The organism is Streptomyces sp. NPDC088707 (assembly GCF_044752725.1).
Taxonomy (GTDB): Bacteria; Actinomycetota; Actinomycetes; order Streptomycetales; family Streptomycetaceae; genus Streptomyces.
The window spans coordinates 466,897-487,677 of sequence record NZ_JBIVLV010000001.1; the positions used below are offsets into that span (position 1 = coordinate 466,897).

Sequence of the window (20,781 nt, forward strand, 5' to 3'; positions counted from 1 at the left end):
AACTTCGCAAGCGAGTTGCGTCGCTGCCAAGCTCTTGCAGGGAACGAACGCAACCCGTGAGAGCGGACAACGCTTGAAGGGTTGACGGGCGGAAGGGCGCCTCATAACTTCAGGCCTTGATAAAAGGCTTGCTGTGGTTACCCGTTGGGTGCGAGACGACGAAGGGGTTGTCAGGTGCATAACACACGCATGCGCGTACGCACGTTCCTCCGGCGGGGAGTGGAGAGACGAGAGCGACGAGCGGTCGCCGGGCTCCGCACCCGCCGGCTCCGGCCGCTCACCGCGCTGACCGCCGGCGCCCTCGTCGCCGGCAGCCTGGTCCTCACCGGGCCCGGCACCGCCCAGGCCGCGGGCGAGCGGGTCGACGTCTGGCTCACCACGACCTCCGACTCCGGCGGCCGTACCGTCACCCGCGGTCTCGCCCAGCAGGCCCCCCTCGCGTTCGGCCCGGCCGGCGGCACCGCGAACCACACGATCACGGTCAACGAGAACACCACGTACCAGCAGTTCGAGGGCGGAGGCGCGTCGATCACCGACACCACCGCCCACCTGCTGCGCGGCGGCGCCGTCAGCGCCGCCACCCGTGACGACGTGATGCGCAGGCTGTTCTCCCCGACCGAGGGCATCGGTCTGTCCTTCGTCCGCAACCCCATCGGCGCCTCGGACCTCTCCCGGCCCGGCAACGTCTCCCTCGACGACACCTGCTGCGACCTCGACGACTTCGGCTCCAACGGCTACGACACCAACGTGCGCCTGCTGACCGCGCAGGCCAAGCAGCTCAACCCCGCCCTCCGGGTCAAGGGCGTGCCGTGGAGCGCGCCGGGCTGGATGAAGGACAACGGCCGGATGGACCAGATGGGCTGGCTGAAGGCGGAGTACTACCCGCTGTACGCCCAGTACCTGGTGAAGTACGTGCAGAGCTACCAGGCCGCCGGGGTGAAGGTCGACTACCTCTCCGTGCAGAACGAACCGAACTGCTGTCAGGCCGGCAACCCGACCGCCATGAACTACCCGGGGATGAGCTGGAACCCGGCCGGGCTCGTCGAGTTCACCAAGAACCACGTCTACCCGGCCTTCCGCGCCGCGGGCATCACGACCAAGGTCCTCGTCCACGACTGGAACTACGGCGACTACGCCGCCTTCGGCGCCGGGATCCTGAACGACGCGGGCGTGCGCAACGACCCGCTGTTCGGCGGCATCGCCTGGCACGGCTACTTCGGCGACCCCGCCGTGGGCACCCAGGTCCACAACCAGTACCCCTCGGTGAAGCAGTTCAGCACCGAGCACTCCGGCGGCACCTGGATCGGTAACCAGCACAACGAGGACATGAGCGACATCGTCAACTACGCCCGCAACTGGAGCGGCAGCCTGGTCAAGTGGAGCCTGGGGCTCAACCAGAACATGGGCCCGCACAACGGCGGCTGCGGCACCTGCACCGGTCTCATCACCGTGCAGGAGGGCGGCGCCCGGGCAGGACAGGTCGACTACACGGTCGAGTACTACACGACGGGCCACCTCACCAAGTTCGTGAGGCCCGGCGCGTACCGCATCGACTCCACCGCGAACAGCACGATCCAGAACGTGGCCTGGCGCAACTCCGACGGCTCCAAGGCGCTGATCGCCCACAACGGCGGCGCCTCCGCCCAGTCCGTCAGGGTCGACTGGGGCAACCAGTCCTTCACGTACACGCTGCCCGCCCGCACCACCGCGACCTTCACCTGGTCGGGGACGACCGGCGGCGGCGGGACCGGCACCGGCACGCTGACCGGTCTGGCCGGCAAGTGCCTGGACGTGGCCGGCGGCGCCACAGCCGACGGCACCCCGGTCCAGCTGTACGGCTGCAACGGCACCGAGGCGCAGCGCTGGACGCTCGCCGCCGACGGCAGCGTCCGGGCTCTCGGCAAATGCCTCGACGTCACCGGCGGTTCGACGGCCGACGGCGCCCAGGTCCAGCTGTACAACTGCAACGGCACCGCGGCGCAGCGCTGGACGTACAACGCCACCACGCACGACGTGGTCAACACCGGCGCGAACAAGTGCCTGGACATCACCGGCAACTCCTCCGCCGACGGGACCCGGGCGCAGATCTGGACCTGCACCGGCGGGGCCAACCAGAAGTGGACCCACAACGCGGCATGATCCGCCGCCTCCCGCTCCCTCCGTCCCCCTCCCCCGCACAGGGCCCACAGACAGGCCCTTCAAGGAGCCCGCATGCCACCCGCACGTCCCCGCAGAACGGTGAGCGCGGCCGTCGTCGCCGCGACGGCCGTCCTCACCGGCCTGCTCACCGGCGGCCTGCCGAGCGCCGCCGCCCAGGAGCCCGCACCCCGGGCGGTCGACCGCTTCGAGGGTGAGGTCCCCTTCGCGTCACCACCCGCCGAGGGTCTGTTCACCTGGGGAGACGCCACCGAATCGCACCCGAGGCTCGAACTGAGGGAGCGCGCCGACGCCCCCGAGGGCGGCAAGGTCCTCGAAGGCCGCTACGACATCAGCGGCTGGGGCGGCTTCACCCACGACTTCGCCTTCGATCAGCCGGCGCACGACTGGACGGCGTACAAGGGCATCCGGTTCTGGTGGTACGGCCAGAACACGGCGCCGCTGCCGCCCGGCTCGGGCAAGCGGATCGCCCTGGAGATCAAGGACGGCGGCGCGAACGGCGAGGCGTCCGAACTGTGGACGACCTCCTTCACCGACGACTGGGAGGGCTGGCACCTCGTCGAGGTCCCGTTCTCGGACTTCCAGTACCGGACCGACTACCAGCCCGTCGGCGGCATCGACCAGGTCCTCGGCCTCCACCGGATGTGGGGGTACGCGGTCACGCTCCCGACCGGCGGGCCGGGGTCCTTCGCCCTGGACGGCGTCGAGCTGTACGGCACGGCGGAGCCCGCCCTGAACACGAAGGTGGTCACGAAGTCCGTGGTGCACCCCGTCGACGAGGGCGGCAGCGCCCGGATCGACGTCTCGGTGGCCACCACCGGCTCCGGGCCGACCGGTGAGCCCGTCACCGTGACCTACGCGACGGAGAGCGGCGGCGTCGAGCCGGGAGGGGCCGAGCCGGGGAAGGACTACCGGCCGGTCACGGGCAGTGTCGTGTTCCCCGCGGGGACCCCCTCGGGCACGACCCGCTCGATCACGGTGCAGACCCTGAAGGACGGTTCGGCCGAGTCCGCCGAGACGATTCCGCTGCGGCTCACGGTCGACGGCGCCAAGGCGCCCGCCGAGACCCCGCTGGTCGTGGTGAACGCGCACGGACTGCCGTACCTCGACGCCAGGCTGCCGGTACGCAAGCGGGTCGCCGATCTGCTCTCCCGGATGTCCCTGGCGGAGAAGGTCGGCCAGATGACGCAGGCCGAGCGCAACGCGCTGCGGGCCCAGGGCGACATCGCCGGCTACGCGCTCGGGTCCCTGCTCTCCGGCGGCGGCTCGGTCCCCACGCCCAACACGCCCGCGGCCTGGGCGGCGATGGTCGACGCGTACCAGCTGCGCGCGCAGGCGACCCGCTACCAGATCCCGCTGATCTACGGCGTGGACGCGGTCCACGGGCACAACAACGTCATCGGCGCGACGATCATGCCGCACAACATCGGCATCGGAGCCGGCCGTGACCCGGAGCTCGCCGCGCGGACCGGCGCCGTCACCGCGAAGGAGGTGCGGGCCACCGGCGTGCCCTGGGACTTCGCCCCGTGCCTCTGCGTGACCCGCGACGAGCGCTGGGGCCGTTCCTACGAGGCCTTCGGCGAGGACCCGGCGCTGGTCACCGCGATGGAGACCGTCATCACCGGCATGCAGGGCGCGCGGAACGGCAAGGACCTCGACCGCAACGACAAGGTCCTCACCAGCGCCAAGCACTTCGTCGGCGACGGCGGCACCGCCTTCGGCTCCTCGACCACCGGTTCGTACACCACCGACCAGGGCGTCACCAAGGTCACCCGCGCGGAGCTCGAAGCGGTGCACCTGGCCCCGTTCGCCGAGGCGGTGAAGCGCGGTACGGGCACGGTCATGCCCTCGTACTCCTCGCTCGACGTCCTCGGGGACGAGCAGGGACCCGTGAAGATGCACGCCAACGCCGAGATGATCAACGGCGTCCTCAAGGACCGCATGGGCTTCGAGGGCTTCGTCATCAGCGACTGGCAGGCCATCGACCAGATCCCCGGCGACTACCCCAGCGATGTGCGCACCTCGGTCAACGCCGGTCTCGACATGATCATGGTGCCGACGAACTACCAGGAGTTCACCCGGACCCTCACCGCCGAGGTCGGGTCCGGCCGGATCTCCACCGCCCGGATCGACGACGCGGTGGCCCGCATCCTGACCCAGAAGTTCCGCCTCGGTCTCTTCGAGAAGCCGTACGCGGACACCGCGAACCTGCCGTCGATCGGCTCGGCCGAACACCGCGCGGTGGCGCGGGAGGCCGTGGCGAAGTCGCAGGTGCTCCTGAAGAACGAGGGCTCCGTCCTGCCCCTGAAGCCCGCCCAGAAGGTGTACGTGGCCGGGTCGAACGCCGACGACCTCGGCAACCAGGCCGGTGGCTGGACCATCAGCTGGCAGGGCTCCTCCGGCCGCACCACGACCGGTACGACGATCCTCGAAGGGATGCGGAAGGCCGCGCCGGACGCCCGGATCGGCTGGTCGAAGGATGCCTCCGCGCCGACCGACGGCTACGACGTCGGTGTGGTGGTGGTCGGCGAGACTCCGTACGCGGAGGGGTTCGGCGACGTGGGCAACGGCAACGACCTCGAACTGACGGCCGCCGACAAGGCAGCGGTCGACAAGGTCTGCGCGGCGATGCCGTGCGCGGTCCTGATCGTGTCGGGACGGCCGCAGCTCATCGGCGACCGGCTGCCGGACATCGACGCCCTGGTCGCGTCCTGGCTGCCGGGCACGGAGGGCGACGGCGTCGCCGACGTCCTCTACGGCAAGCGGCCGTTCACCGGGCAGCTCCCGGTGACCTGGCCGAAGTCGGAGGCCCAGCTGCCCCTCAACGTGGGTGACAGCAGCTACGACCCGCAGTTCCCGTACGGCTGGGGGCTGACCACCCTCACTCCGGCACCGTCCGGCGGGGAACCCGCGCTGCGGGCGCTGCGCATCGCCGCCAAGGCGCTCCAGGCGGTCGGCCGGGGCGACTCCGCCGAGGGCCGGAAGCTCGTCGCGGTGGCACGGCAGATCGCCCAGAAGAGGATCGGCGGGCATCTCACCGAGGCCGCGGCCAAGCCGTTCGCCGACGCGGACCATCTGCTGCTCACGGGCGATCTCGCGGGCGCGGTCGGCAAGCTGACGGAGGCGTACCGGGCCGCGGGCTGACGGAGGACGCGGACGCGGGGCCCGGCCCCCGGGGAGGACCCCTCCGGGGGCCGGGCTTGTCGTGATCACCTTCCCGGGATCTGGAGCGCCTTGGCGTTGCGGTCCCAGCCGGACCACAGGTCGCTGTCGACGCAGTAGCCGCACCCGGGGCCGAAGAACAGGCCGCGCGCGTTCTCGTCGCCCAGCAGCCAGTAGCGCAGCCAGGCGGTGGTCGGGGCGCGGAAGTCACCGCCGTCGCCGATGGAGCTGAGGTGCCCGGCGCCGCGGACCTCGCCGTACACGGCGGGGGCGTGGTCCGTGTCCCGGTACAGCGCCTTCACCAGGGCCGGCCACACCGTCAGGTCGCGCTGGCCGGCCAGGTAGAAGACGGGCTGGTCCATGAGGTCCGGGTCGGTCAGCGGACCCGGCTGGATCGGGACGGCGGTGTCGACCCGGGGGTCGATGGCCGCGTTGACGGCGGCGGCGCCGCCCTGTGAGTGCCCCGCCGAAGCGATGTGGTCGAGGTCCACCTTGCCGTGGAACACGCTGGAGCTGTCGGCGTTCCGGTGCTCCAGGACGTCGATCCCCGCGCGCATGCTGAGGGCGAAGTTCGACGTGGGGGTGTTCGCGGCGGCGACGATGAAGCCCTGGCTCGCCCAGTGCCGCAGCAGCGAGCTGTAGACGCCGGGGACCGCGCCCGTGCCGTTGCCCCAGATCACGACCGGGTGGCGCTCGCCCGACCGCCCCATGTTCCGGGGGTAGTAGAAGGTGTGCACCGCCTCGATGTCCACGGCCACCTCGTACGGCCCTGTCCGGCCCCAGTCGGTACCGACGGACGGAACGGTGCCCGCGGTCCCCGCGCCGGCGGCCGCGCCGGCCGTGCCCGGCGCGGTGCACACGGCCATCACGGCGGCGAGCAGAAGACCGCCCAACACGCGACTCGTTCTCCCTGGCATACGAACTCCTTTACGGCTCCGGCACCTTGCGCGTCCTCGCAAGCGTGACCAGGCCATGATCGAGCTCACCGGGGCGGGTGTCTGTCCGCAGGAGCCCAGACCTGGCGCCACCCCCCTGTGCAGCTGCCCAGAACGCACGTCGCCCCCGCCGAATCCGTGGTTCGGCGAGGGCGACGTGCGGTGTGGTGCTCTGCGGTGGCGTCCGGGGTCAGCGGGCCAGCAGCTGGAGCGTGTCGATCACGCGGTTCGAGAAGCCCCACTCGTTGTCGTACCAGGCGACGACCTTGATGTGGCGGCCCTCGACGCGGGTGAGCTCCGAGTCGAAGATCGACGAGGCCGGGTTGCCCGTGATGTCGGAGGAGACCAGCGCGTCCTCCGAGTACTCCAGGACCCCGGCGAGCGGGCCGGCCGCGGCGGCGCGGTACGCCTCCAGGACGTCCTCACGGGTCACGTCGCGGGCGACGGTCGTGTTGAGCTCGACGATCGAGCCGACCGGGACCGGGACGCGGATCGAGTCGCCCGACAGCTTGCCGTCCAGGTTCGGCAGCACGTGGCCGATCGCCTTGGCGGCGCCCGTCGAGGTCGGAACGATGTTGACGCCGGCGGCACGGGCGCGACGCGGGTCGCGGTGCGGGCCGTCCTGCAGGTTCTGCTCCTGCGTGTAGGCGTGGACCGTCGTCATGAAGCCGTGCTCGATGCCGGCCAGGTCGTCGAGGACCTTGGCGAGCGGCGCGAGCGCGTTCGTGGTGCACGAGGCGTTCGAGACGATCGTGTGCAGCTCCGCGTCGTACGCGTCGGTGTTGACGCCGTACGCGAGGGTGACGTCGGCGCCGTCGGCGGGCGCGCTGACGAGGACGCGCTTGGCACCGGCGTCGATGTGGGCGCGGGCGGCCTTGGCGTTGGTGAACCGGCCGGTCGCCTCGAGGACGATCTCGACGCCGAGCTCGGCCCAGGGAAGCTGCGCCGGCTCGCGCTCGGCGAGGACCTTGATGCGGCGGCCGTCGACGACGAGGGTGTCGCCGTCGACGCTCACGGGACGGCCGAGGCGGCCCGACGTCGAGTCGAAGGCGAGCAGTCGCGCGAGGGCCTTCGGCTCCGTCAGGTCGTTGACGGCCACGACCTCGAGGTCGGTGTCGCGCTCGAGCAGTGCGCGGAGCACGTTGCGTCCGATGCGGCCGAATCCGTTGATGGCGATGCGAGTCATGAATGGTGTCCCTTCAACTTCTGCGTCGCCACCAGGTTCGCTCGCCGGGAACGGTCCTGACAGAGGCGAGATCGCCACGGTCCGCAAGGATCACGCCAAGATCCGGCCGGAGGGGCTACTCACCCTTGGTGAAGGTGCGCCGGTAGTCGCTCGGCGTCGTGCCGAGGATGCGCTGGAAGTGCAGGCGCAGATTGGCCCCGGTGCCGAGGCCGACGTCGGCGGCGATCTGCTCGACGCTCCGCTCCGAGCGCTCCAGGAGTTCCCGAGCGAGGTCGACGCGGGCGCGCATCACCCACTGCATGGGCGTGTACCCGGTGTCCTCGACGAAGCGCCGGGAGAAGGTGCGCGCCGAGACCGCCGCGTGGTGGGCGAGGACATCGAGGGTGAGCGGCTCGCCGAGCCGGTGCAGAGCCCATTCGCGCGTGGCGGCGAAGCGTTCGCCGAGCGGCTCGGGCAGGCTGCGCGGCACGTACTGCGCCTGGCCGCCGCTGCGGTAGGGGGCGGCGACGAGGCGGCGGGCGGCGTGGTTCGCGGCGGCCACTCCGAGGTCGCCGCGCAGGATGTGCAGGCACAGGTCGATGCCGGAGGCGGCGCCGGCGGAGGTGAGCACGCTCCCCTCGTCGACGAAGAGGACGTTCTCGTCGACGTGGACGAGGGGGCGCTTCGCGGCGAGGGCCTGGGTGTAGTGCCAGTGGGTGGTGGCCCGCTTGCCGTCGAGCAGCCCGGTCGCGGCGAGCGCGAAGGCTCCGGTGGAGATGGCGGCGAGGCGGGCGCCCCGGTCGTGGGCCGCGATCAGCGCGTCGACCACGCCGCGCGGCGGGTCCTCGCGGTCGGGGAAGCGGTAGCCGGGGACGAAGACGATGTCGGCCCAGGCGAGCGCGTCGAGGCCGTGGGCGACGGCGTACGAGAGGCCGTCGCCCCCGGCGACCAGACCGGGTTCCGCGCCGCACACCCTCACCTCGTACGGCATGCTCGCGCGGGTCGTGAAGACCTGCGCGGGGATGCCGACGTCGAGCGGCTTCGCCCCTTCGAGTACGAGGACGGCGACGCGGTGGAGGCGGGGAGTGGGCGGCACGGGTACAGCCTAGGCGGGCGGCCCGCGTCACCGGCCGACGGCTCCGCAGGTCAGGGCGTCACCGACGCGGCGAGGCCGGTTGTCGGCACGGCGACGGCAGCGGGGCGGGGCGTCGCCGGCGCCGGCGCCGGCCGGTCAGCGTGTCACCGTCCACTTCTGGTTCGCGCCGCCGCCGCACGACCAGATCTGCAGCCTGGTGCCGTTGGCGGAGCTGTTGCCGGTGGCGTCCAGGCACTTGCCGGATCCGAGGTTGACGATGTCCCGGGCGGCGTTGGCGGTCCACTGCTGGGCGCCGCTGCCGTTGCAGTCCCACAGCTGGACGGGGGTGCCGTCGGCCGTGCCCGCGGAGGTGACGTCGAGGCACTTGCCCAGCGCCCGGATCGTGCCGTCGGCCCCCACGGTCCACCGCTGGGCGCCGGTGCCGTTGCAGTCGTAGAGCTGCACGGGGGTGCCGTTGGCGCTGTTCGCCCCGGCCACGTCGACGCACTTGCCGGCGATGCCGGTGATCGGTCCCCCGGTGGTCGGGGTGTCGGCGGTGGTGACGCGGACGTGGTCGACGACGAGCTGCTGCGGGAAGGCGGTCGAGCCGTCCGGGTCGCCGGGCCAGTAGCCGCCGACCGCGAGGTTGAGGATGAGGAAGAACGGCTTGTCGAAGACCCAGGCGCGGCCGCCGAGGTCGGCGGGCGTTCGGGTCTGGTAGACGGTTCCGTCCACGGACCAGGTGATCTTCCCGGGCGACCAGTCGACGGCGAAGGTGTGGAAGGCGTCGGCGAAGGCCTGGCCGCCGGGCAGGGTGTAGCCGGCGCCGATCCCGCCGGAGCCGGAGTAGCCGGGGCCGTGCAGGGTGCCGTGCACGGTGGACGGCTCGAAACCGACGTTCTCCATGATGTCGATCTCGCCGGAGGCGGGCCAGCCGACCTGGCCGAGGTCGTTGCCGAGCATCCAGAACGCGGGCCACATGCCCTGGCCGCGCGGCACCTTCATCCGGGCCTCGACGTGGCCGTACTGCGCGGTGAACTTCCCCGCGGTGTTGAGCCGTGCCGAGGTGTACTCGCACCGGCCGTACCAGCACTGGTAGTTGCCCGGGTTCTCCCTGCGGGCGGTGATCACGAGGTGGCCCTGGCCGTCGAGGGCGGCGTTGCGGTTGCCGGCCGTGTAGTACTGCCGCTCGTGGTTGTTGACGTTGTCGCCGGTCTCGATCTGCCACCGCGCGCCGTCCACGGGGAGTCCCGCGGCACCGTCGAAGGTGTCGGAGAAGGTGACGGCGGCCGCGTCGGCCGCCGGCTGGAGGGCGGCGGTCCGGAGGGCGGCGTTCGCGTCGGCGGGGCCGGTGGGCCGGGTGGGGCCGGTGGGACCGAGCGCCGCGGTGGCCAGGGCCAGGGCGAGTGCGGTCACTGCGGTGAACAGCGGCCGCCGTGCTGAGCGGGCGGAGGGCATGGTTCTCACTTCCGTCGGGTGTGGGGGAACGGCAGGCTCTCGCCATGTCCATGACACGGCGAGAGCCTTAGGCGCCTCCATGATTTAAGAAGTGAAGTAAGGGGGCGTCAAGAGGTGCGGACTCCCCCGCGCGTCACGGTCAGCCGGGGTTGCCGGCGTGGGTGAGGGTCTCCCAGGCGACGAAGAGGTTGTCGGTGCCCGCCGGACGCCGGGACTCGGTGAGGTTCTGGGTGTTCGTCATCCCGTACCCCATGCGGTGGTGGAGCGCGTTGAAGCCCACCTCTGTGACCGGCCCGAGGTGGTCCTTGAGCGTGCCGCCGCAGAGCCAGCTCGGCACCGCCGCGCCGAGCTCGTACTTGGCCTGCAGACCGAGCGCGTGCCGCAGCCGGTCGGCGACCTCGGGATAGAGGTCCTGGCCCTGGATGCGGCTCGTCTCGGCGATGTGCGAGATGGCGGAGAGGCCGTAGCCGGTGTGGGTGAGGTCGCGGCAGGTCTCCTGGGTGAGGCCGTCGACGAAGGTCGTCTGCCCCTGCCAGTACCGGACGATCTCGTCGCGCGTGTCGAGGCCGCTGCCCGGCGCCGCCTTCGGCAGGGCGCCGTCGCTCGCGAGGTAGATGTACGCGGGGACGCGGCCGCGGAACTTGGCCACGGCCTTGTCGTACGCGGCGCGGTCCTCCAGGAAGACGGAGATGCCGATGGCCGCCTCGGTCATGCTGAGCTCCCAGTTGCCGTTGGAGTGGGAGCCGTTGGTGACCTCGGGGAGGTAGACGTTGCGCAGCATGGTCCTGAACCGGTCGACGCGGGCCTGCGGCCAGCCGGTGTAGGTGTAGCGGATGATCTCCGCGGCCCGCGGCCAGGAGGATCCGGCCCAGCCGGTCTGCAGGGGCGCGTTCGAGTTGGTGTGGTCGGTGATCACCCCGGACCAGGCGTCCATGATCTCGATGGCCTTCTGGGCGTACCGGCTGTCCCGCGTGATGTACCAGGCGAGGGAGAGCGTGTACGCGGCGAGGGCGTCCTCGCGCTCGTCGGTGCAGCCGTTGTTCGGGTTCGAGTACGAGCCGCACTCGACGACGGAACGGGGCTTCGGGACCCGGGAGAGCGAGGCGTACCTGCTCGCCGCCATCTGGTCGTAGGCGCCCTTCCAGGGTTGTGCGCCGGCGTTGACCCGCTCCCGCGTGAAGTCGAGTTGGCCGCGGGAGACCAGGACGCCGGGGTGCGTGAACGTGGTGGGGGCCGCCTCGGCGCGGCCTCCCCCGGGCCCGGCGACGAGGGTGGCGAGGAGAGCGGCGGCAAGCAGGGGAACGGTGAGCAGGACCTTCCTTCCCCTGCGCTTCGCAGGGGAGGCATCGCGCCGTATGGCCATGTCGTTGCTCCTTCTTCACATACATGAACACTCGATCGCTGTCGAGGGTGGAACCTAAAGGTCTGAACCAAAGGCGTCAAGGCAATGGAATGCATGCCTGTTGCACACGTCCGCCGGTTCAAGCAGTCGACGGCCGCGATCGACGATGGCCTCCAGAGTGTTCATATACTTGAACCGACCGCGATTGATCACGCCGGTCTGGACCTGACGGACCTGTCCGGCCGGCGGGTCACCACGCCGTACGATTCCCCTCGTTGTCACTTACATCGTCCTAAGGAGATCCCCCATGGCCCAGGTCACGCTGAAGGGCAGCCCGGTACAGGTCAACGGCACCCTGCCGACCCCGGGAAGCCAGGCTCCTGACTTCACGCTCGTCGCCGAGGGCCTGGCGGACAAGTCGCTGAAGGACTACGCCGGTCAGCGCAAGGTCCTCAACATCTTCCCGAGCGTCGACACGCCGACCTGCGCGTCCTCGGTCCGCGCCTTCAACGAGAAGGTCGGCGCGCTGGAGAACACGGTGGTGCTCTGCATCTCCGCCGACCTCCCCTTCGCGCAGGCCCGCTTCTGCGGCGCCGAGGGCCTCGAGAACGTCAAGAACCTCTCGACGCTCCGCGGCCGTGAGTTCCACACCAACTACGGCGTGGAGATCGCGGACGGCCCGCTGGCCGGTCTGACCGCCCGCGCGGTCGTCGTCCTCGACGAGAACGACACCGTCCTGCACGCGCAGCTCGTCGGCGAGATCGCCGAGGAGCCCAGCTACGAGGACGCGCTCGCCGCGCTCAAGTAGGAGACGCCGCCGCCTCTCGGCGACGCACGGGAGCCCCTCCACCGCCACGGTGGAGGGGCTCCTGGCGTTCCCGGTCAGACGCAGGGGCTCCGGGCGTTCCCGGTCAGGCGCAAGGGCTCCGGGCGTTCGCGGTCAGGCGCAGGCGGGGCAGAGCCCGCGGTACGTGACGTCGGCCTTCGACACGGTGAAGCCGAACCGCTCCGCAGGCGGGAGGACCGTCAGCGGGTCCCCCGTCGGGTGGACGTCGCGGATGATGCCGCAGTTCGAGCAGACCAGGTGCTGGTGCGCGTGGTGCGCGTTCGGGTCGTACCGCTTCGCCCGGCCGTCCGTGGAGAGCTCCACGACCTCACCGAGGGCCACCAGCTCGCCCAGGGTGTTGTAGACGGTCGCCCGCGCGATCTCCCGGAGGCGTGCCACGGCGCGCGCGTGCACCTCGTCGGCCGTGAGGTGGACGTGCTCGCCGGCGAGGACCTCCGCGACGACACGCCGCTGGGACGTCATGCGCCAGCCACGCGCACGCAGGCGCTCCAGCAGGTCACTCATTCGGCTCACCCTTCGGATCATTGGCGTGGTTCTTGACTTGGACTCTGTCCATCGTAGGATCGGTTCCGGCAATAGCCAAGGCACACCGCGGCTCCGGTCGGGCACACGACACCCCGCTGGTGCCCGCCCCGGCTGAGCACCACGATCCGCCCCGTCCGGAAGGATTTGCATGTCCGAGAACCACGACGCAATCGTCACCGACCCCGCCCCCGAGGGCACGGGCGGCTGCCCGGTCGCGCACGGCCGTGCCGCGCACCCGACCCAGGGCGGCGGCAACCGCCAGTGGTGGCCGGAGCGGCTCAACCTGAAGATCCTCGCCACGAACCCCGTCGTGGGGAACCCGCTCGGTGCGGAGTTCGACTACGCCGAGGCCTTCAACGCCCTCGACCTCGCGGCCGTCAAGCGGGACATCGCCGAGGTGCTCACCACCTCGCAGGACTGGTGGCCGGCCGACTTCGGCAACTACGGCCCGCTCATGATCCGCATGGCCTGGCACAGCGCGGGCACGTACCGCATCAGCGACGGCCGCGGCGGCGCCGGAGCCGGTCAGCAGCGCTTCGCGCCGCTGAACAGCTGGCCGGACAACGGCAACCTGGACAAGGCCCGCCGTCTGCTGTGGCCGGTGAAGAAGAAGTACGGCCAGAACATCTCCTGGGCCGACCTCATGATCCTCACGGGCAACGTCGCCCTGGAGACCATGGGCTTCAAGACCTTCGGCTTCGCCGGTGGCCGCGCCGACGTCTGGGAGGCCGACGAGGACGTCTACTGGGGCCCCGAGACCACCTGGCTCGGCGACGAGCGCTACACCGGTGACCGCGAGCTGGAGAACCCGCTCGGCGCGGTCCAGATGGGCCTCATCTACGTCAACCCCGAGGGCCCCAACGGCAACCCGGACCCGGTCGCCGCGGCCCGCGACATCCGTGAGACGTTCCGCCGCATGGCGATGAACGACGAGGAGACCGTCGCCCTCATCGCCGGCGGCCACACCTTCGGCAAGACCCACGGCGCCGGCCCCGCGGACAACGTCGGCGACGACCCCGAGGCCGCGCCGCTCGAGGCGCAGGGCTTCGGCTGGGCGAACTCGTACGGCACCGGCAAGGGCGCCGACGCGATCACCAGTGGTCTCGAGGTCACCTGGACCACCACGCCCGCGCAGTGGAGCAACGACTTCTTCAAGCACCTCTTCGAGTACGAGTACGAGCTCACCCAGAGCCCGGCCGGTGCGAACCAGTGGGTGGCGAAGAACGCCGAGGCGATCATCCCCGACGCCCACGACGCGTCGAAGAAGCACCTCCCGACGATGCTCACCACCGACCTCGCGCTGCGCTTCGACCCGGCCTACGAGCAGATCTCGCGCCGCTTCTACGAGAACCCGGAGCAGTTCGCGGACGCCTTCGCCCGCGCCTGGTACAAGCTGACGCACCGTGACATGGGTCCGGCCGTCCGCTACCTCGGCCCGGAGGTCCCCTCCGAGGTCCTCCTCTGGCAGGACCCGCTGCCGGCGCACGAGGGCGAGACGCTCGACGCCGCGGACATCGCCTCCCTCAAGGAGCAGATCCTCGGTTCCGGCCTCACCGTCTCGCAGCTGGTCTCCGCGGCCTGGGCCGCGGCCTCCTCCTTCCGCGGCAGCGACAAGCGGGGCGGCGCCAACGGCGGCCGTATCCGTCTGGAGCCGCAGCGCAACTGGGAGGTCAACAACCCGGACGAGCTCGCCCAGGTGCTGCGCACGCTCGAGGGCGTCAAGGCCTCCTTCGACGCCGCGGGCGCCAAGAAGGTCTCCATCGCCGACCTGGTCGTGCTCGCGGGCTCCGCGGCGGTCGAGAAGGCCGCCAAGGACGGCGGCTTCGACGTCGAGGTGCCGTTCACCCCGGGTCGCGTGGACGCCTCGCAGGACCAGACGGACGTGGAGTCCTTCGCCGCGCTGGAGCCGCAGGCCGACGGCTTCCGCAACTACCTCGGCAAGGGCAACCGCCTGCCGGCCGAGTACCTGCTGATCGACCGCGCGAACCTGCTGACCCTGAGCGCGCCGGAGCTGACGGTCCTCGTCGGCGGCCTCCGCGTCCTGGGCGCGAACCACCAGCAGTCCGCGCACGGCGTCCTCACCACGACCCCGGGCTCCCTGACGAACGACTTCTTCGTCAACCTGCTCGACATGGGGACGACGTGGACGGCGACGTCCGAGGACGCCACCACGTTCGAGGGCCGCGACTCCGCCACCGGCGAGGTCAAGTGGACGGGCACCCGCGCCGACCTGGTCTTCGGCTCGAACTCCGAGCTGCGCGCGCTGGCCGAGGTCTACGCGAGCGACGACGCGAAGGAGAAGTTCGTGACGGACTTCGTCGCCGCGTGGACCAAGGTCATGGAGCTGGACCGGTTCGACATCGCCTGATCGTCGGCCGGGAACGGCTGTGAACGGCTGAACCCCGTGTGATCCCCAGTGGCCCGGCCGGTCGACCTCCTCGACCGGCCGGGCCCCCGCGCGTGGGCGCGGACGTGCGGGTTCCAGAACCCGTGCCCCCGTGTCAGGAACCGTTCTCGGGCGTTGGCACTCATGATCCATGGGTGTCGGGCCAGGCCGCACGGTCGGGTGTTCCCGGTGCCCTGCGGCGCACGTCCGCCGTGCGCCGTACCGAACGATCCGGAAGAAGTCGAGGAATCACCGTGCCCCTGTCGTCGCACCGACGCCTGGCCGTGAGTGCCACCCTGCTCGCCGCGCTCACCGCGGGCGTTGCCCCCGCCACCAGCGCGTTCGCCGCTCCCGTCGCGCCCACCGCGGCCACCTCGGTCACCGCGGCCAAGACTCCCGCGGTCCCCGCGCCCGACATGGACGGCGTGGTCGCGGCGCTGAACTCGGCCATGGCCAACGGCGCGCCGGGCGCGATGGCCCGGTTCGTCGGTCCCGACGGGGTCCGCAGCCGGACCGTCGGCGTCCAGGACCGTGTCTCGGGCGCGGCCATGGACATCCACTCGCGCTTCCGGATCGGCAGCGTCAGCAAGACGTTCTCCACCGTCGTCCTGCTCCAGCTGGTGGAGGAGGGCAGGCTCCAGCTCGACACGCCGGTCAACACCTACCTGCCCGGTCTGCTGCCCGACGACCGCATCACGGTCCGCCATCTGCTGACCCACCGCAGCGGTCTCGCCGACTACACGAACGCGATGTTCGAGCACACGGTGCCGGGCTTCGAGGCCGTGCGGAACCGGGTGTTCAGCTACCAGGAGCTCGTCGACCTCTCGCTGAGCGAGCCGCGGACCACCGAGCCCGGCGTCTCCTACCAGTACTCGAACGCCAACTTCGTGGTCGTCGGCATGCTGATCGAGAAGCTCACGGGCCGGCCCGTGGCCGACGCGTACGAGCGCCGCATCTTCAAGCCGCTGAAGCTCACCAAGACGTCGTACGTGCACCCCGACACCCGGATCAAGGGCGCCCACGTGCGCGGCTACCTGCACCCGGACGAGGAGGGCGGTGCGCTGGTGGACTCCACGGAGCAGACGGTCTCCTGGGCGCAGTCCGCCGGCGCCGTCATCTCCAGCCCCGCCGACCTGAACACCTTCACCAGCGCGCTCATGCGCGGCCGTCTGCTGTCCCCGGCGATGATGGAGGCCATGACGACGGTCACGCCGACCGACGCCGCCAACACCCGGTTCTACGGGCTCGGTCTGCGCCGCTACAACCTGTCGTGCGGGACGCAGGTGTACGGGCACACGGGCACGGTGCAGGGCTTCTACACCTACACCTTCTCGACCCGCGACGGCCGCCGCAGCGTGTCGGCGATGGCGAACACCTCGAACCACGGTGCCGCCAACACGGCGCTCGGCGGGACGCTGGAGGCGGCGTTCTGCGGCAAGAAGCCGGCACCCGCCGCGTCCTCGCGCGCCGCCGCCTCGCCCACGGCCCGTGACCTCACGTCACTGCCGGCGGAGCGGGACCTGCCCGAGCGCCACTGAGGCGGTCGCGACCGGGGTCGTCAGGCCTCGTACTCGGTGAGGTCGATCGCGTAGACCCGCAGGGGAACGCCGAAGGCCGGATGGGTCGTCTCGCGCTCCTCGGCCATGCCGAGCTTGCCGATGACGTTCTCGGAGGCCTGGTTGCTGATGTGGGTGATGGCGACGACCCGGTCGAGCCCGCGGTCCTGGAGTGCGAACTCCAGGACCGCGTGGGCGGCCTCGGAGGCGTATCCCTGGCCCCAGAACTGCCTGCCCAGACGCCAGCCGATCTCCACGTCCGGCATCACCTCCGGGAGGAACTCCGGCAGGGACAGACCGGCGAAGCCGATCAGCTCGCCCGAGGCGATGAGCTCGACGGCGAAGATCCCGAAGCCCTCCTCGTCCCACTCCTCCTCGTACCGCTCGATGTCCTCGGCGGTCCGCTCCAGGTCCCGGACCGAGCCGTCCCCGATCCAGCGCATCACCTCGGGATCGGCGTTGATCTCGGCCAGCGGGACAAGGTCGTCGTCGCTCCAGCGCCGGAGGATGAGACGGGGGGTACGAATCTCGGTCATGCCCCCATCCTGACGCACGGGACGGGCACCCCACGCCACCGGCCCTCCCGGCCGCTCGGCCCGGGAGCGGTCCCACCACGTGGCAGACGAGCTCGTGGCCGACGAGGACCCGGCCGATCGCGTCCCCTTCGTCGGACCACTCGTGGCGGACCGGTACGCAGTGGGCCGGGCTATGCGGTTTCCGCGGGGTGCGCGAGGTCGGTGGGGTCCGTGTTGGCGCCGCAGAGGACGACGCAGACCTTCTCGCCCGGGGCGGGGCGGTAGCCGTACGTCGTGTCGTCCTGCCGGTCCGGGGCCGTGAGGGCGGCCAGGGCGGTGGCGGCCGCGTGCTCGACGGCGAGCCGGCGGTCGTCCCACAGGGCCCGGCGGGCACGGATGATCCCGGCGTCCGGTACGAGGACCGTACGGACTCCGTCGTGCCGGGCGGCGGCCAGGGCGGTGGCGGAGGCTCGCCGGGCGCCGAGCGAGTCGGCGGCTACGGAGTCGACGGGCACGTCGACGGGGTGTCCGGCCCGGAGCGCGGCGTCGAGGGCTCGGCAGTTCTCGGGTTCGACGGCGACGGTGCGGATGCCGTGGTGCCGGGCCGCGGTGGCGACGCCGGAGAAGAGGCCGCCCCCGCCGACCGCGACGACGACCGTGTCGAGGTCCGGGATCCGGTCGTGGATCTCGTCGAGCAGGGTTCCGGCCCCTGCGGCGATCAGCGGATGGTCGTACGCGTGGGAGGCGAGCGCCCCGGTCTCGGCCGCGAAGGCCTCGCAGGCCGCGAGCGCTTCGGCGTACTCCGTGCCGACGAGCCGGACGTCGGCGCCGTAGCCGACGAGCCTGTCGGCCTTCACCTTCGGGGCGGTGGTCGGCAGGAAGACGGTGGCCCGGACTCCCTGCCGCAGGGCGGCCCAGGCGCAGGCGAGCCCGGCGTTGCCGCCGGAGGCGATCGTGACTCCGGCGGCGGGAAGGGTGCCGTCCTCCCGGTGGGCGAGCAGGAAGTTCTGCGCTCCGCGTGCCTTGAAGGAGCCGGTGTGCTGCAGGTGCTCCAGGGCGAAGTGGAGCGTGTACGGCTCCGCGCCGGGCTCCGCGTCGGCCACCGTGACGGGACGGACCTGTCCGGCGATCCGATCGGCGGCGGTCTTGATGTCGGCGTAGGTGAGGGGGGTGTGCACGGGGGCTCCTGGTGCGGTCGGAGTACCGAGGGCTGTCTTGTCGTCGATCCTCTCAGGAGTGCGGTCCGCCGCGGTGGGGCCGGGGCAGGGCACGGCCCCGGAGGCGCCGGCTGCCTCCGGGGCGGTGCCCTGTCCGGAACTGTCTCGTTCGGAGCTGTCCAGTCCGGAGCCGTCCTGCCCGGAACTGTCCTGTCCGGACTACGGGACGATCTTCAGGAGCCGGTTCGGGGAGCCGCTGCCCGGGCTGGTCACCTTTCCGGTCGTGGCGCCGTTGACGAGGGCCGTGGACACCTGGGCAGGGGTCGCGGAGGGGTGCCCGGCGAGATAGATCGCGGCGGCGCCGGCGACGTGCGGGGTGGCCATCGAGGTGCCCGAGATCGTGCTGGTGGCGGTGTCGCTCGTGTTCCAGCCGGCGGTGATCGACACCCCGGGGGCGAAGAGGTCGAGGACCGCACCGTAGTTGGACCAGCTGGCCTTGGCGTCGGTGTTGCTCGTGGCGCCGACCGTGATCGCCGCCGGGACCCGGGCGGGCGACGTGGACGAGGCGTTGACGCCGGAGTTGCCGGCGGCGACCGCGTAGGTGACGCCGTCGGCGATGGAGTTCTTCACCGCGTTGTCGAGGGCGGTGGACGCGCCGCCGCCCAGGGAGAGGTTGGCGACGGCCGGGGCACCGGCGGTGTGGTGGGCGGTCACCCAGTCGATGCCCGCGATGACGCCGGCCGTGGTCCCGGAGCCGTTGTTGTCGAGGACGCGGACGGCGACGATCTTCGCCGACTTGGCCACGCCGTAGGTGGTTCCGGCGATCGTCGTGGCGACGTGGGTGCCGTGACCGTTGCCGTCCTGGGCGACGGTGTCGCCGTCGACCGCGTCGTACCCGTTCACCGCGCGCCCGGCGAGCTGGGAGTGGCTGATCCGGACACCGGTGTCGATCACGTACGCCGTGACACCGCCGCCGGCCGAGTCGGGGTAGGTGTACGTGCCGGACAGCGGCAGGTTCGCCTGGTCGATGCGGTCCAGGCCCCAGGGGGCGTTGGTCTGCGTCGCGTCGGCGCGGACGATCTGGTTCTGCTCGACGGAGGCGACGGCGGGGTCGGCGGCGAGCCGGCGGGCCTCCGTCGCGTCGAGGGTGGCGGTGTAGCCGTTGACGGCGGAGCCGAACGTCTTGCGGACCGTGCCGCCGTAACCGGAGATCAGGCTGCGGCCCTTGGCGGAGGAGGCCTTGAAGCCCGCGCCCTGCTTGAGGGTGACGATGTAGCTGCCGGGTATCGCGTCGGCCGAACCCGCCGCGAGGACGGTGCCCTCCGCGGGGGCGGCATGGGCCGGGACGGTGGCGAAGGTGCCGAGCATGGCGGCCACGCTCGCGGCGGAGGCTGTCACGGCGAGGCGGGTCCGGGTGTGCTGCGGGAGTGCCATTACGAGGGATTCCTCCTCATGGGCGTCGCGCCCGGTGGGGTGGGACTGCGCGACTGTGGGGGGCGCACGTGGGGCCACGTGCACGGTCGGGACCGGTGTGTCCGGTCCCGGCGTGATCAGCAGCCTGGCCGCTCTACGGGCGTGGCTCAAGGAAGTTGGAGCCTTGTCATGCATCTGCCATACGCCTGCAATCGAACCCCCGCCGAACCCCTCCGAAGTGGCCTGATCAGGCTCTTTCGTGGCCGGGACCCGAGGTGGCGGAGTCCGGCAGGGCGCGGGCGAGCGCCGTGGCGAATCCGTCGGGGTTGTCCAGCATCAGGTTGTGCCCCGCCCCGGGGATCTCGACCACCGGTAGCCCGAACCCGGTGGCCTTCTCCGCGTCGGCGTCCGGGAGGCTCAACTCCCCCACCAGATAGGTCCGGGGAATCGCGAGCCCGGCGAGGAGGTCACCGGGGGCGGGCGTGCTGCCCTCGACCAGCGCGACCGCACTGCGGTGCACGGCCCGCGGGTCGGCGAGGCGCAGCCGGGCCGCGTAGTCGGCGCGGTCGGCGCCTGCCACCATCCGGGCGAATCCCTCCGCCACGAACTCGTCCTCGTCCTGGGCGGCCACCGGGGAGCTGAACGGTCCCCCGCCCCCGTACAGGTTCGGCTCCGCCACCACGAGTCTCGCCACCAGCTCCGGGCGCGCCGCCGCCAGATGGATCGTCACCGCCCCGCCCATGGAGTGCCCGACGAGGTCCACGCCCGCGAGACCGAGGTGGTCGAGGATCGCGCCGACCGCCTCCGCCTGGGACTCCATGCGGTAGTCGAAGTCCGCCGGCCGGTCGCTCAGCCCGTACCCGAGCAGATCCACGAGCAGCGCCCGGCCGCCGCCGAGCGCGGGGTGGGCCGCGATATGGGCGAAGTCCGAGGCCGAGGTGCACCCGAGACCGTGGACGAACACGCGCACCGGCCCGTCCCCCGCGCCCGGCAGGTCGATCCATCGGATGTACGCCCGCCGCCCCGCCAGGAACAATTCCCGCATGCTGTGTGCTCTCCCCTGTGTCGCGCGTGTCCCTCACGTCGGG

At 71.6% G+C, this 20,781-nt stretch carries 15 protein-coding genes; 5 read left to right on the forward strand and 10 right to left on the reverse strand.

Annotated features, from left to right (window positions below):
- Positions 1 to 189 precede the first annotated feature (189 nt).
- Both ACIP84_RS02210 and ACIP84_RS02215 read left to right on the forward strand, forming a co-directional pair.
- The gene (locus ACIP84_RS02210) at positions 190 to 2,139 is read left to right on the forward strand and encodes a lectin (RefSeq protein ID WP_355966896.1); all 1,950 of its coding nucleotides are present in this window, start codon (positions 190 to 192) and stop codon (positions 2,137 to 2,139) included.
- A gap of 72 nt (positions 2,140 to 2,211) precedes the next feature.
- Positions 2,212 to 5,301, forward strand: coding sequence for a glycoside hydrolase family 3 protein (locus ACIP84_RS02215; protein ID WP_401793458.1), 3,090 nt, complete (start codon positions 2,212 to 2,214; stop codon positions 5,299 to 5,301).
- A gap of 65 nt (positions 5,302 to 5,366) precedes the next feature.
- Here the strand turns inward: ACIP84_RS02215 and ACIP84_RS02220 are convergent, their stop codons facing one another.
- From ACIP84_RS02220 to ACIP84_RS02240, 5 genes are all read right to left on the reverse strand, one after another.
- On the reverse strand, positions 5,367 to 6,215 hold the full coding sequence (locus ACIP84_RS02220) for an alpha/beta hydrolase family protein (protein WP_401793461.1): 849 nt from the start codon (positions 6,213 to 6,215) through the stop codon (positions 5,367 to 5,369).
- Positions 6,216 to 6,444: 229 nt separating this feature from the next.
- The gene (gene gap, locus ACIP84_RS02225) at positions 6,445 to 7,440 is read right to left on the reverse strand and encodes a type I glyceraldehyde-3-phosphate dehydrogenase (RefSeq protein ID WP_319317338.1); all 996 of its coding nucleotides are present in this window, start codon (positions 7,438 to 7,440) and stop codon (positions 6,445 to 6,447) included.
- A 115-nt stretch (positions 7,441 to 7,555) separates the two neighbouring features.
- The gene (locus ACIP84_RS02230; RefSeq protein WP_355966906.1) at positions 7,556 to 8,515 is read right to left on the reverse strand and encodes a helix-turn-helix domain-containing protein; all 960 of its coding nucleotides are present in this window, start codon (positions 8,513 to 8,515) and stop codon (positions 7,556 to 7,558) included.
- Positions 8,516 to 8,650: 135 nt separating this feature from the next.
- Complete coding sequence (locus tag ACIP84_RS02235) at positions 8,651 to 9,952, reverse strand: ricin-type beta-trefoil lectin domain protein (protein ID WP_401793464.1); 1,302 nt, start codon at positions 9,950 to 9,952, stop codon at positions 8,651 to 8,653.
- Between the two features lie 139 nt (positions 9,953 to 10,091).
- Entirely contained in the window at positions 10,092 to 11,315 is a 1,224-nt protein-coding gene (locus ACIP84_RS02240) for an alginate lyase family protein (RefSeq protein WP_401793467.1), read from the reverse strand.
- Positions 11,316 to 11,601: 286 nt separating this feature from the next.
- Between ACIP84_RS02240 and tpx the strand changes: the two genes are divergently transcribed.
- The gene (gene tpx / locus ACIP84_RS02245) at positions 11,602 to 12,102 is read left to right on the forward strand and encodes a thiol peroxidase (RefSeq protein ID WP_055601924.1); all 501 of its coding nucleotides are present in this window, start codon (positions 11,602 to 11,604) and stop codon (positions 12,100 to 12,102) included.
- A gap of 132 nt (positions 12,103 to 12,234) precedes the next feature.
- On the opposite strand, the gene ACIP84_RS02250 is transcribed toward tpx, so the two are convergent.
- Positions 12,235 to 12,645, reverse strand: coding sequence for a Fur family transcriptional regulator (locus ACIP84_RS02250; RefSeq protein WP_401793471.1), 411 nt, complete (start codon positions 12,643 to 12,645; stop codon positions 12,235 to 12,237).
- A gap of 169 nt (positions 12,646 to 12,814) precedes the next feature.
- On the opposite strand from ACIP84_RS02250, the gene katG reads away from it, so the two are divergent.
- Both katG and ACIP84_RS02260 read left to right on the forward strand, forming a co-directional pair.
- The gene (gene katG / locus ACIP84_RS02255) at positions 12,815 to 15,034 is read left to right on the forward strand and encodes a catalase/peroxidase HPI (RefSeq protein ID WP_355966915.1); all 2,220 of its coding nucleotides are present in this window, start codon (positions 12,815 to 12,817) and stop codon (positions 15,032 to 15,034) included.
- 272 nt (positions 15,035 to 15,306) lie between these two features.
- Positions 15,307 to 16,590, forward strand: a complete 1,284-nt coding sequence (locus ACIP84_RS02260; protein ID WP_401793474.1) for a serine hydrolase domain-containing protein — start codon at positions 15,307 to 15,309, stop codon at positions 16,588 to 16,590.
- Between the two features lie 20 nt (positions 16,591 to 16,610).
- On the opposite strand, the gene ACIP84_RS02265 is transcribed toward ACIP84_RS02260, so the two are convergent.
- The 4 genes from ACIP84_RS02265 to ACIP84_RS02280 form a co-directional block, all read right to left on the reverse strand.
- On the reverse strand, positions 16,611 to 17,144 hold the full coding sequence (locus tag ACIP84_RS02265) for a GNAT family N-acetyltransferase (protein ID WP_355966919.1): 534 nt from the start codon (positions 17,142 to 17,144) through the stop codon (positions 16,611 to 16,613).
- Positions 17,145 to 17,314: 170 nt separating this feature from the next.
- Positions 17,315 to 18,301 carry a serine/threonine dehydratase gene (locus ACIP84_RS02270; RefSeq protein WP_401793478.1) on the reverse strand — a complete coding sequence of 329 codons (987 nt, stop codon included), beginning with the start codon at positions 18,299 to 18,301 and terminating at the stop codon, positions 17,315 to 17,317.
- 198 nt (positions 18,302 to 18,499) lie between these two features.
- Entirely contained in the window at positions 18,500 to 19,714 is a 1,215-nt protein-coding gene (locus ACIP84_RS02275; RefSeq protein WP_401793480.1) for a S8 family peptidase, read from the reverse strand.
- Between the two features lie 226 nt (positions 19,715 to 19,940).
- Positions 19,941 to 20,738 (reverse strand): alpha/beta fold hydrolase, encoded by a 798-nt coding sequence (locus ACIP84_RS02280; RefSeq protein WP_401793483.1) that lies wholly within the window; start codon positions 20,736 to 20,738, stop codon positions 19,941 to 19,943.
- Between the last annotated feature and the right edge of the window lie 43 nt (positions 20,739 to 20,781).

Bases quoted from the DNA above. Each gene is read 5' to 3' on its own strand.
- ACIP84_RS02210 (WP_355966896.1), top strand. From the start codon at position 190: ATGCGCGTACGCACGTTCCTCCGGCGGGGAGTGGAGAGACGAGAGCGA.
- ACIP84_RS02215 (WP_401793458.1), top strand. From the start codon at position 2,212: ATGCCACCCGCACGTCCCCGCAGAACGGTGAGCGCGGCCGTCGTCGCC.
- gap (WP_319317338.1), bottom strand. From the start codon at position 7,440: ATGACTCGCATCGCCATCAACGGATTCGGCCGCATCGGACGCAACGTG.
- ACIP84_RS02235 (WP_401793464.1), bottom strand. From the start codon at position 9,952: ATGCCCTCCGCCCGCTCAGCACGGCGGCCGCTGTTCACCGCAGTGACC.
- ACIP84_RS02240 (WP_401793467.1), bottom strand. From the start codon at position 11,315: ATGGCCATACGGCGCGATGCCTCCCCTGCGAAGCGCAGGGGAAGGAAG.
- tpx (WP_055601924.1), top strand. From the start codon at position 11,602: ATGGCCCAGGTCACGCTGAAGGGCAGCCCGGTACAGGTCAACGGCACC.
- ACIP84_RS02250 (WP_401793471.1), bottom strand. From the start codon at position 12,645: ATGAGTGACCTGCTGGAGCGCCTGCGTGCGCGTGGCTGGCGCATGACG.
- katG (WP_355966915.1), top strand. From the start codon at position 12,815: ATGTCCGAGAACCACGACGCAATCGTCACCGACCCCGCCCCCGAGGGC.
- ACIP84_RS02265 (WP_355966919.1), bottom strand. From the start codon at position 17,144: ATGACCGAGATTCGTACCCCCCGTCTCATCCTCCGGCGCTGGAGCGAC.
- ACIP84_RS02275 (WP_401793480.1), bottom strand. From the start codon at position 19,714: ATGGCACTCCCGCAGCACACCCGGACCCGCCTCGCCGTGACAGCCTCC.
- ACIP84_RS02280 (WP_401793483.1), bottom strand. From the start codon at position 20,738: ATGCGGGAATTGTTCCTGGCGGGGCGGCGGGCGTACATCCGATGGATC.